Origin of the sequence: Porphyrobacter sp. TH134 (assembly GCF_002855495.1) — a bacterium.
GTDB lineage: Bacteria > Pseudomonadota > Alphaproteobacteria > Sphingomonadales > Sphingomonadaceae > Erythrobacter.
Map to the genome: position 1 here is coordinate 43,820 of NZ_PKRO01000020.1, position 10,638 is coordinate 54,457.

At 64.9% G+C, this 10,638-nt stretch carries 11 protein-coding genes; 5 read left to right on the forward strand and 6 right to left on the reverse strand.

Annotated elements, in window-relative coordinates; translation table 11 throughout:
- Nucleotides 1–190 precede the first annotated feature (190 nt).
- Complete coding sequence (locus tag C0V72_RS10050; protein WP_233999883.1) at nt 191–1,723, forward strand: Do family serine endopeptidase; 1,533 nt, start codon at nt 191–193, stop codon at nt 1,721–1,723.
- Nucleotides 1,724–1,831: 108 nt separating this feature from the next.
- Here the strand turns inward: C0V72_RS10050 and C0V72_RS10055 are convergent, their stop codons facing one another.
- Nucleotides 1,832–4,009, reverse strand: a complete 2,178-nt coding sequence (locus C0V72_RS10055; protein WP_101794000.1) for a transglycosylase domain-containing protein — start codon at nt 4,007–4,009, stop codon at nt 1,832–1,834.
- Nucleotides 4,010–4,148: 139 nt separating this feature from the next.
- Nucleotides 4,149–4,544: a peptide-methionine (R)-S-oxide reductase MsrB gene (msrB, locus tag C0V72_RS10060; protein WP_101794001.1), complete on the reverse strand. Its 396-nt coding sequence runs from the start codon at nt 4,542–4,544 to the stop codon at nt 4,149–4,151.
- A 105-nt stretch (nt 4,545–4,649) separates the two neighbouring features.
- Between msrB and C0V72_RS10065 the strand changes: the two genes are divergently transcribed.
- A complete protein-coding gene (locus C0V72_RS10065) occupies nt 4,650–4,856 on the forward strand; it encodes a hypothetical protein (RefSeq protein ID WP_101794002.1) in 207 nt (68 codons plus the stop codon).
- A gap of 21 nt (nt 4,857–4,877) precedes the next feature.
- On the opposite strand, the gene C0V72_RS10070 is transcribed toward C0V72_RS10065, so the two are convergent.
- Nucleotides 4,878–5,546: a glutathione S-transferase family protein gene (locus tag C0V72_RS10070; RefSeq protein WP_101794003.1), complete on the reverse strand. Its 669-nt coding sequence runs from the start codon at nt 5,544–5,546 to the stop codon at nt 4,878–4,880.
- A gap of 67 nt (nt 5,547–5,613) precedes the next feature.
- Complete coding sequence (locus tag C0V72_RS10075; RefSeq protein WP_101794004.1) at nt 5,614–5,988, reverse strand: hypothetical protein; 375 nt, start codon at nt 5,986–5,988, stop codon at nt 5,614–5,616.
- Between the two features lie 122 nt (nt 5,989–6,110).
- Here C0V72_RS10075 and C0V72_RS10080 point away from each other — a divergent pair, with 122 nt between their 5' ends.
- Entirely contained in the window at nt 6,111–6,500 is a 390-nt protein-coding gene (locus tag C0V72_RS10080; RefSeq protein WP_101794005.1) for a VOC family protein, read from the forward strand.
- Between the two features lie 138 nt (nt 6,501–6,638).
- Here the strand turns inward: C0V72_RS10080 and metW are convergent, their stop codons facing one another.
- Nucleotides 6,639–7,241, reverse strand: a complete 603-nt coding sequence (gene metW / locus C0V72_RS10085) for a methionine biosynthesis protein MetW (RefSeq protein WP_101794006.1) — start codon at nt 7,239–7,241, stop codon at nt 6,639–6,641.
- Nucleotides 7,238–8,353 carry a homoserine O-acetyltransferase MetX gene (metX, locus tag C0V72_RS10090; RefSeq protein ID WP_101794013.1) on the reverse strand — a complete coding sequence of 372 codons (1,116 nt, stop codon included), beginning with the start codon at nt 8,351–8,353 and terminating at the stop codon, nt 7,238–7,240. The genes metW and metX overlap by 4 nt, the downstream gene beginning before the upstream one ends.
- 129 nt (nt 8,354–8,482) lie before the next feature.
- Here metX and C0V72_RS10095 point away from each other — a divergent pair, with 129 nt between their 5' ends.
- Nucleotides 8,483–9,586 (forward strand): pyridoxal phosphate-dependent aminotransferase, encoded by a 1,104-nt coding sequence (locus tag C0V72_RS10095; RefSeq protein WP_172438988.1) that lies wholly within the window; start codon nt 8,483–8,485, stop codon nt 9,584–9,586.
- Entirely contained in the window at nt 9,583–10,491 is a 909-nt protein-coding gene (locus tag C0V72_RS10100) for a prephenate/arogenate dehydrogenase family protein (RefSeq protein WP_101794007.1), read from the forward strand. Before C0V72_RS10095 ends, C0V72_RS10100 begins: the two co-directional genes overlap by 4 nt.
- Nucleotides 10,492–10,638 lie beyond the last annotated feature (147 nt).

The following is a 10,638-nucleotide window of genomic DNA, read 5'->3' on the forward strand; positions in this document are numbered from 1 at the left end:
GGCCGCAATCGATCAAGCGACGACCAGCGCCGCCGAATGCTGGTCGCGTTCAATCCGCGTTCAGCCCGCAAAAGGGCATTTGGGGAAGTGAAACCGGCCCTGCGTGGCCGGCCCTGTCAACGGTTTGCGGAACGCTGCGGTAGGCCTGCGCGTTCTTGCACAGTATAAGGACCATGAGGACGTGAACAACGTGCGCTACGTATACGGATTGTCGAGCGCGCTGCTGCTGGGCGGCGCTGCCATGTCACTGATTACCGGATCGCCGCTGGGCGCTCAGGTTGCGCAAAACGATGGTGCGGTCATGGACCGGGTGGTGCCGGTTGCCGGCGCGCCTGCCAGCTTCGCCGACTTGACGGCCCAGTTGCAGCCCGCGGTGGTCAATATCGCCACCCGCCAGCGGGTCGAAGTGGCCAACAACCCCTTTGCCGGCACGCCCTTTGCCGAACTGTTCAACCGCCGCGGCGGCGGAAGTGGCAGCGGGCAGCCGCAAACCCGCGAAGCCCAGTCGCTGGGGTCAGGCTTCATCATTTCGGCCGATGGCTATGTGGTGACCAACAACCACGTGATCGCACCGCCCGATACCCGCGCCAAGCTGGAGGCCATCACCGTCACGCTGCCCGATGGCACCGAATATGAAGCCGACCTTGTCGGCGCCGATCCGGCGTCCGACCTTGCCGTGCTCAAGATCCGCGCCAACAAGACCTTCCCCTTCGTGCAGTTCGGCGATTCGAGCGCGGCCCGCGTGGGCGATTGGGTGGTCGCAATCGGCAATCCCTTCGGGCTTGGCGGCACCGTGACCAGCGGGATCATCTCTGCCGTGTATCGCAACACGGGCCAGGGCGGCCCCTATGATCGCTTTCTCCAGACCGATGCCAGCATCAACCGCGGCAATTCGGGCGGCCCGCTGTTCGACATGCGCGGCAATGTGATCGGCATCAACAACGCGATCTTCTCGCCCTCGGGCGGCAGCGTCGGGATCGGCTTTGCCATTCCTGCGGAAATCGCTGCACCGATCGTCGAGAAACTGCGCGAAGGCCGTGAGATCGAGCGCGGTTATCTCGGCGTTGGCCTGGCCCCGATTGACGAAGATTTCGCTGCCTCGCTCGGCCTGCCCAAGCGCCGGGGCGAGCTGGTTCAGACCGTCCAGGACGATAGCCCTGCGGCCCGCGCTGGCCTGAAGCCGGGCGATATCGTCACCATGGTCAACGGCAAGGACGTGACTGCCGACCAATCGGTTTCGTTCCTGGTCGCCAATCTCCAGCCGGGCGCCAAGGTGCCGGTCGAAGTCTTGCGTGACGGTGCCAAGGTCAACGTGAATGTCACGCTGGGCAAGCGCCCGACCGAAGCGGAATTGCAAAGCCAGGCGCAGACCTTCGATCCCGATGCCGAAGAACCGATGGCACCGGGAACCTCCGACAGCACGATCGAGCAGAAGCTGGGCATGCAGGTCATGCCGATGAGCGCGCAGATCGCCCGTTCGCTCGGCGTACCGGCCGAAACGCAAGGCGTTGTGGTCGCCGCGGTCGATCCCAACAGCGATGCAGCCCGCAAGGGTCTGCGCCGCGGGGACATCATCCTGTCGGCCAATTACCAGTCCGTCGCCACGGTCGAGGCACTGCTGGCGCAGATCAATGCGGCAACCGCTGAGAAACGCGACGCCATCCTGCTGCGCATCCAGCGCCGGACCCAGCCGCCGCAGTTCGTGCCGATCCGTCTGCGCTGACGCAGCCGCAGTTTGACTGCCTTCAAAAAGGGGGCGCCGGGAGCATATCCCGGCGCCCCTTTTTTTACGCCACCACTCTCGTCAATTCGCTGCCGAGAGTGGGCCCGCCTAATCCTCGACCGGCTTGAGAGCCGGCGGCAAGGGCGGCGCGCTGCGCCGCGGCTCCCGCGGCGGACGCGGGTTCTGGGTCAGCGCCCCGCCGGTCGCCTCCTCAAGGAAGTCCTGACTGGCGGCTGGCGGCGCGTTGGGCCCACGTTCGCCCTCGACGCCGAAGGGTTCGCCATCCGGTTCGCGCCGCGCCGGCTCGACCATGTTGCCGTTTTCGTCGATGTAGTAATAATCCTCTGGGGCGCCGAACATGGCCTCTTCGTCCGGCTCAAGCTGCCAGTCGGGCAGTTCGAGCTTAACATCGAATTCCTCGACCGGGCGGCTTCGCACAGCATAGCGCATATAGGCGGCAAAGGCCTGCGCCGGTGCGCGTCCGCCTTGCAGCCCCGGCACCGCCTTGGCGTCATCCCGGCCCATCCAGACGCCGGTGGTGATCCCGCTGGAAAAGCCGATAAACCAGCCATCCTTGTTGGACGACGTGGTGCCGGTCTTGCCCGCCACCGGCCGCCCGATATCGGCCGCCCGGCCCGTGCCGGTCTGCACGGCGGCTTGCAGCAGATCGGTGATCCCCGCGACCACGTAATCGGGCACGGCGGCCGACTGGCGCTGGGCTTCGCGGCGGTACAGCACCTCGCCGCTCGCGCCGGTCACCTTGGTGATGCCATAGGGCGCCACCGGAACCCCCTTGGCCGCGATCCCGGCAAAGGCCTGTGTCATCTCGATCACGCGCATCTCGGACGCGCCCAGCACCATCGAAGGATTGGTGTCGATCTTGGAATTCACCCCGAACCGCCGGGCCATCGATGCGACCGTGCCGAACCCGACCTCGTTGCCAAGCTGGGCTGCGACCGTGTTGATCGAATAGGCAAAGGCCGTGCGCAGATCGGTCTCGCCGACGTTGCGGCCATTGGAATTGCGCGGGCTCCACCCGTCAATCGTCACCGGCGTGTCGACCACCTTGTCTTCGGGCGTGTACCCCGCTTCCAGCGCGGCAAGATAGACAAACAGCTTCCATGCAGAGCCAGGCTGGCGCAGCGCGGTGGTGGCGCGGTTGAAATTGCTGGCGACATAATCCGTGCCGCCGACCAGCGCCAGGATCGCGCCGTCCCGGTCGAGACTGACCAGCGCGCCCTGCGCGCCGCCGGGCGTGTTCGCCTCGATCGCAGCGGTGGCCGCGCGCTGCATGCCTGTATCAAGCGTGGTCCACACCTCGATCGGCTCGTAGGTTTCGGGCAGGATGATATCGAGCTGCGGCAGCACCCAATCGGTGAAATAGCGCACCGAGTTTTGCCCCGCCTGCTCCTTCAATTGGACCGCGCTGACATCGACCATCGCCTGATCGGCAGAAATGTATCCCTGCTCGCGCATCAGGCCGAGCACCACCTGCGCCCGGTCGACCGCAGCCTGCACATCGGCGGTGGGTGAATACTGGCTGGGGGCTTTGACCAGCCCGGCGATGATCGCCGCTTCCTCGACGCTCAGGGCATTGGCCGGGTGGCTGAAGAACTTGCGGCTGGCGGAATCGATGCCATAGGCGCCGCCGCCGAAATAGACCTTGTTGAGGTACAGTTCGAGGATCTGCTCCTTGGAGAACTTCCATTCGAGCGCCAGCGCCAGCACCGCCTCGCGCGCCTTGCGGTCGAGCGAACGGTTGTTGTTGAGGAACAGGTTGCGGGCCAGCTGCTGGGTGATGGTTGACGTACCGCCAAGGCGCGAGCGTGATCCGGTTACGCCTTCGATCAGCGCCCCGGTCAGGCGCACAGGATCAACCCCGAAATGCGAGCGGAAGCGCTTGTCCTCGACCGCGATCATCGCGTTGGTCATGTTTTCGGGGATGTCGGGATAATCGATCCATTCGCCAAAGCTTGGCCCGATTTCAACCAGTTCGCGCCCGTCGCGCGCGCGGATGACGATGGTCTGGCCCGGCTGGGTCGCTTGCAGGGTTGCATAGTCGGGCAATGACGACGCGGCGAAACCCACCGCAAAGGCGAGGAAGATCAGACCCAGCAGCGCCAGCCCGCCGCTCCACACGGCCACGCGCCCGACCCACCGCCTGACGCGCGAGGGCTGCGCATCGCCATCGCCGCCATCCGAGGCAGGCCCGGCTGTTCGCTGCGTCGCTGCCCGGCGCGTTCCGCGTCCCCCCTTGTTCTGCAACCGCTCACCCCGTTTCGACATTATCTGCGCCTATCTGAGACCCCCCGCATAAAGCGGGAGGCGCGCCCATGCATAGGCAAGTTGTAACCGGGGGTGAACCCGGGTTTACCATGCCTTCCCCGGCGCTGCCCCGACCGCGCCCGCCATCAGACCTGCACACCTAGGCAGGCGTAAAGATCAACGCAGCCGAATTGATGCAGTACCGCAAGCCGCCCTGTTCGGGCGGGCCATCGGGGAAGACATGGCCAAGGTGGCCGCCGCATGTGCCGCAGCGCACTTCGGTGCGGATCATGCCGTAGGCTGTGTCGCGGTGTTCCTCGATCACGTCCTCGTCCGCCGGGCGGGTAAAGGCGGGCCAGCCGCAGCCGCTGTTATACTTCGCGGTCGAATAAAACAGCTGCGTCCCGCAGGCGGCGCAGTGGTATTCGCCTTCGTCATAGAGCTTGTCATATTCGCCGGTGAAGGCGCGTTCGGTGCCGGCTTCGCGCAGGATGTGATACTGCAACGGCGATAGCTTTTCGCGCCATTCGGCTTCGGTCAGTTCAAGCTTCTCCATCGCCTTCTCCCTTGGATCGTCATGCCTTTTGTCCGTCCGGCATATGGGTGATAGTTAGCACCGGACAAGTCTGACAATCTACGACGATCGCCAAGAAAGGCTGCTATGCAGACAGAAGACAAAAGCGCTCAGATCATCTTATTGCGGACACTCGGCTCGGTCCTGGTGCTTATGGCATTGGGCATGACCGCCGCACGGATTTTGGGCTGGCTCGATATCTCGGGCGTCGTGATTGGCAGCCTGTTTACGGTCGCCATCGCGAATTGGACGATCGCCCACGCCATCAGCAACAAAGAAGACGAGGCCGAATAAGCGCCCGCCGCCGCCGGGCCATCACCCATCCAGCAGCGCATAGTGCGCAGGCGGCTTGATCGTGTCCATCCGCTCGGTCAGCAGCGGTCGAAAGCTCGGGCGGCTTTTGAACACGGCATACCAGCCGCGCGATTGTTCGTGGCCCTGCCAGTCGATCCCGCCCAGATAATCCGCAACTGAAATCTGCGCTGCTGCCGCCAGATCGGCAAGGCTCATCGTCGATCCCGCCACCCACGGGCGATTGTCGATCAGCCAGTCGAGATAATCGAGATGCCCATGCGCCATCTTCATCGCATTGCGCAGCGCGCCGCTATCGGGCGGCTGGCGCAGGATGCGCTTCTTCATGCGTTCGGACAGCAGGGGCGCGGTGACATCGGCGTAGAAATTCTCGTCGAACAGCGCGACCAGCCGGCGGATTTCCGCCCGCTGGGTGGCGGTGCCATTGATCATCGGATTGCGGTCCACCGTTTCCTCGAAATATTCCGCGATCGCGCGGCTATCGGGGATGGTGATGTTCTTTTCGGCATTGACGATCACCGGCGTGCGCCCGGCGGGATTGAGGTTGAAGAACATATCCGACGCAGACCACGGGTCTTCGCGCGCCAGATCGAAGGGCACGTTCTTCTCGCTCAGCAGCAACCGGATTTTGCGGCTGAAGGGGCACAACGGAAATTGATAGAGGAGCCACATAAGGCGCTTAGCTGTGCAGCATTTTGCATACCAAATCCAGCGCACGGCGCCACTAACGGGGGAGTATTCAAAGCCGCGTCGCCTCAAGCATCAGCATGCACGATGGCATGACCTTGTAAGCCTCACCATTGGCGGTCAGCGCCTGCGCCTCGGCATTGGCCAGCGCGGCAATGCCAGCCCGGTCGCGCCCGGTCGCATCCATCAGTTGCGCCATCGCCCGGACAAAGAACTCCCGCCCGCGCACCGACAGATCGGGCCAGGCCTTGGCCTGCGGATCGCCTGCGGCCTGTCCTTGCGCCACCAGCGCAAAACCCGCGGCACAGCGCAGCAGCGCGCGGTTTTCCTGGGATAGCGGCGCGGGTTCAGGCCCCGCCGGTGCGGCGGCGGCCATCGGGGCAACGGATTGCAGGGTCAGTGCAGCGGCAAGAATGGCGTTGAGCATAGGCCGTTCTATGGCCTGCAAGCTGAACCGGGCGCTACCGAAATCTGTCCCGAAATGCCGATTGCGGGCGCGTGAATTCCGTCCTAATCCGCAACCCGTCCTTTGAGAGGAGACGCAAATCCATGTTCAGTCACATAATGGTCGGCACCAACGACTTTGACCGCGCCAAGGCGTTTTATGATGCTGTGCTGGCGACGCTGGGCGCTGGTCCCGGCAACGTCAACGAGGCGGCAACCGGCCACAAGCGGGCATTCTGGTTCCACAAGGGCGGGATCTTTGCGATCAGCCAGCCGATCAACAACGAACCGGCGACCTGTGCCAACGGCGCGACCATTGGCTTTGCGTGCGATTCCCTGGAACAGGTGCAGGCATTCCACGATGCCGCGGTGGCAGCGGGCGGCACATCGATCGAAGACCCGCCGGGCCCGCGCACCGGCGCGATGGGGACGCTGAACCTCGGCTACGTGCTCGATCTGGATGGCCACAAGCTGTGCATGCTGCATAGGGTTTGATGGGAAGGGGTCACGCAGGTGCCCCCTCAGACCGCCGGCCCCGCCTCCCCGCCCGGCCACCATAACATAGTGGTACTATTGGTGGCCGGGTGGGGAGGCGGGGCGGGGGGTCTGCGCCACCGAGAGATGGCCGCAAAACTACCTACTCAATTCAAACACCGCGAATTCGGCGCGCCAGTTAGCGGCTGGCGCGCCGATTTGTTTTTCGTTGGCAAAAAACCACGCGCGTTCAACCTTCGCGCCCTTCATCCGGGCGAGGTCACGGAAATCCTCGACCGTGACGTGGTGGATGTTTTGGGTTTCGTACCAGCTCACCGGCAGCGCGCGCGTCACCGGCATCCGCCCGCCGAACATCAGCACCGCCCGCGTGCGCCAATGGGCAAAGTTGGGGAAGGAGACGAACGCCCGCCGCCCGACGCGCAGCAATTCGTCAAGGATCAGGTCGGGCCGAGTTGCGGTCTGCAATGTCTGGCTCAGGATTGCGTAATCGAACGCCTTGTCGGGATAGTTCGCCAGATCGAGATTGGCATCGCCCTGCACCACGCTGAGGCCGCGCGATACGCAGCGTTCCACCAGCGCGCCATCCAACTCCATGCCCCGCGCATCGCAGCCGCTGACGCTTTCAAGCTCCGCCATCAGCGCCCCGTCCCCGCAGCCAATGTCGAGCACCCGGCTGCCCGGCGCGACATGGGCGGCAATCGCGGCAAGGTCCGGGCGCAGGTTGGAATTGGAGGGCGTCATTCCACAAACCCCTTCACCACCCGGTCAAGCTGATCGTGTTCCAGCAGGAAGCTGTCATGCCCGTGCGGCGCGGAGAGTTCGACAAAGCTGACCTTCGCGCCGGCCGCGTTCAGCGCGTGGACGACATGGCGGCTTTCGGCGGTGGGGTAGAGCCAGTCGGTGTCGAAGCTGACGATGCAGAAGCGGGCCTGCGTCCCCCGGAACGCATCCGCCAGCTTGCCGCCCCCCGGGACATCGGAAAACTCCTCGGCGATGTCGTAATAATCCATCGCGCGGGTGATATAGAGGTAGCTGTTGGCATCGAACCGGCGGGTGAAGCCGCTGCCTTGATAGCGCAGGTAGCTTTCCACCTGAAACTCGGCGTCAAAGCCGAAGCCCTTGGCCTCCCGGTCCTGCAAGCGGCGGCCGAATTTCTCGGTCAGCCCCGCCTCGGACAGGTAGGTGATATGCGCCGCCATCCGCGCCACGGCGAGGCCGTTGTCGGGCTTGGCATCGCTCGCGTAATAATCGCCCCCGGCCCACGCGGGGTCAGCCATGATCGCCTGGCGCCCGACCTCGTGAAAGGCGATGTTCTGCGCGGAATGGCGCGCGGTCGATGCGATCACCAGCACCCGCGCCGCGCGCTCGGGCCAGTTGGCGGCAAGGCTCAGCGCCTGCATCCCGCCCATCGACCCGCCCACCACGGCGTGCAGCCGTTCGATCCCCAGCCCATCGAGCAAGGCCACCAGCCCGCGCACCATGTCGCGGATGGTGATGACGGGGAAGCGCATGGCGTAAGGCTGACCATCGGGTGCGAGGCTGGCAGGCCCGCTCGATCCCATGCAGCTGCCGATGACATTGGCGCATATGACGAAGTGGCGGTTCGTATCGATCGGCTTGCCGGGGCCGACCATCCGCTCCCACCAGCCGGGCTTGCCGGTGATCGGGTGCGGGCTGGCAAGATACTGATCGCCCGTCAGCGCATGGCACACCAGCACCGCGTTGCTTTTGTCAGCGGCCAGCGTCCCGTAGGTTTCGTAAGCGATCTGCGCATCGGCAAGCACCTGCCCGCTGTCGAGCGGCAGGGGGTGGGGGATCGCATAGACCGGAGAGATGGATGGCGCGGCGTTCATGGAAAAGCTGCGAAAGCGGAAAAACGGCCCTTCGACAAGCTCAGGGCGAAGGGTCAGGGGAGATTTTTTGATTTCGCCTTCGGCTTGCGCTTGTCGAAGCACCGTCTTTTCTTCAAGCGACCGGTTACGATGACCATGCTCAGACCAGAACCCAAACCGTGGATCAGCGCGATCCACGCCTATGTGCCCGGCAAGTCCAAGTCGGCGAGCGGAAAACCGCTGACCAAGCTGTCGGCCAACGAGAACCCGCTAGGCGCCAGCCCCGCGGCGCTCGCGGCCCTGTTTGAGGGGCACAACCCGGCCGATTATCCCGATCCCGATGCCCGTGCCTTGCGCGAAAAAATTGCTGCGGTGCATGGCCTCGATCCGGCCCGGATCGTGTGCGGCACGGGTTCGGGCGAGCTGCTGCATTGCGCGGTGCAGGCGCTGGCCGGGCCGGGAGACGAGGTGCTGGCCTCGCGCTATTCCTTCTCGCTCTATCCGCTGCTCGCGCAGAAAATCGGGGCGACCCCGGTGTTCGCCGATGATGTCAGCTATGCTGCCAGCGTGGACAATCTGCTGGCTGCGGTCACGCCCGCCACCAAGGTTGTGCTGCTTGACAATCCCAACAACCCGGTCGGCAGCTATCTGCCCCCGTCCGAAGTCGCACGCCTGCATGCCGGGCTTCCGCCGCACGTGCTGTTGATCGTCGACGAGGCTTATGGCGAATACATCGATCCCGCCCTCCAGCACGCCGCCTTCGAACTGGCCGCGCGCCACGAGAACGTGCTGGTCAGCCGCACCTTCTCCAAGGCCTATGGCTTGGCGTCCGAGCGGGTCGGCTGGGTCACGGGCGCCCCGCATCTGATCGATCTGATCAACCGGCTGCGAGGCGCGTTCAATGTTTCGGTCAGCGGACAAAAGGCGGCGCTTGCGGCGCTGGGCGATCAGGATTTCGTCGCCGCCAGCCGTGACCACAACACCCGCGAACGCACGCGTCTGGCCGATGCCATCGCCATGCTCGGCAACCACGGCATCTCGGCCAGCCCGAGCGAGGCGAACTTCCTGCTCGTGCAGTTTGAAGGCGATGTGACCGCGCTCCAGGCCTTGGAAGCCCTCGCAGATGCCGGCTATGCGGTCCGCCACCTTCCCGGCCAAGGCCTGCCCAATGCGCTGCGCATCACGATCGGGAAGACCGACGATATGACCCGCGTCATCGCGACCTTGCGGGCGCTGTGCGGAGAAGCTGCGTGACGGTTTCCCGCGTCGCCATTATCGGGCTGGGCCTGCTGGGGGGATCGATCGGGCTGGCAATCACGGCGCGGGGCCTCGGCATTGCCACCACCGGCTGGGACCGCGACGCAGCAGTGCGCGCCCGCGCGGCCGAGCGCGGGCTGGTTGGCACCGTCTGCGACACGGCCGAAGCCGCCGTTGCTGAAGCCGATCTGGTGATCCTGTGCGTCCCCGTCGGCGCCATGGGCGATGCGGCGCGGGCGATTGCGCCGGGGCTCAAACCCGATGCCATTATCAGCGATGTCGGCTCGTCCAAGGAAGCGGTGGCCACAGCCCTCGCCGAGGCCTTGCCGGGTGCCTGCATCATCCCGGCGCACCCCGTCGCCGGGACCGAGCAGAGCGGGCCGGACGCCGGGTTCGCCACGCTGTTTGCTGGCCGCTGGTGCATCATCACCCCGCCCGAAGGCTGCGATCCGGCGCAGCTGGAGGCGCTCAGCCAATTCTGGGCCGCGCTCGGATCGAAGGTCGAGCTGATGGATGCGGCGCACCATGATCTGGTGCTCGCCGTCACCAGCCACATCCCCCACCTGATCGCCTACACTATCGTGGGCACCGCCAGCGATCTGGAGGATGTGACCCAAAGCGAAGTGATCAAGTATTCGGCAGGCGGCTTCCGCGATTTCACCCGCATCGCCGCGTCCGACCCGGTCATGTGGCGCGATGTGTTCCTCAGCAACAAGGGCGCGGTGCTGGAGATGCTGGGGCGGTTCACGGAAGACCTCACCGCCATGCAGCGCGCCATCCGCTCAGCCGATGGCGACGCGCTGTTCGACCTGTTCACCCGCACGCGCGCGATCCGGCGTCAGGTGATCGAACAGGGGCAAGACGACGAGCGGCCTGATTTCGGGCGCGAACACGGGGGCTGAACGGGGGGCTGCTTTTGCGGTAATTCGGAAGAAAGCTGCCGTTCGGGTTTCGTTTAGAGTTTCGGACGCCGTGAGGCGTCGGAAAGTCGACGGTGCCCGAACCTGCGGGCCGCATGCGCTGAGCTATGGGGATTTCGATTTTGGACC

Coding starts and splice junctions, on each gene's coding strand:
- C0V72_RS10095 (WP_172438988.1), top strand. CDS start 8,483: ATGACCATGCTCAGACCAGAACCCAAACCGTGGATCAGCGCGATCCAC.
- C0V72_RS10065 (WP_101794002.1), top strand. CDS start 4,650: ATGCAGACAGAAGACAAAAGCGCTCAGATCATCTTATTGCGGACACTC.
- C0V72_RS10070 (WP_101794003.1), bottom strand. CDS start 5,546: ATGTGGCTCCTCTATCAATTTCCGTTGTGCCCCTTCAGCCGCAAAATC.
- C0V72_RS10055 (WP_101794000.1), bottom strand. CDS start 4,009: ATGTCGAAACGGGGTGAGCGGTTGCAGAACAAGGGGGGACGCGGAACG.
- msrB (WP_101794001.1), bottom strand. CDS start 4,544: ATGGAGAAGCTTGAACTGACCGAAGCCGAATGGCGCGAAAAGCTATCG.
- metX (WP_101794013.1), bottom strand. CDS start 8,353: ATGAACGCCGCGCCATCCATCTCTCCGGTCTATGCGATCCCCCACCCC.
- C0V72_RS10080 (WP_101794005.1), top strand. CDS start 6,111: ATGTTCAGTCACATAATGGTCGGCACCAACGACTTTGACCGCGCCAAG.
- C0V72_RS10075 (WP_101794004.1), bottom strand. CDS start 5,988: ATGCTCAACGCCATTCTTGCCGCTGCACTGACCCTGCAATCCGTTGCC.
- metW (WP_101794006.1), bottom strand. CDS start 7,241: ATGACGCCCTCCAATTCCAACCTGCGCCCGGACCTTGCCGCGATTGCC.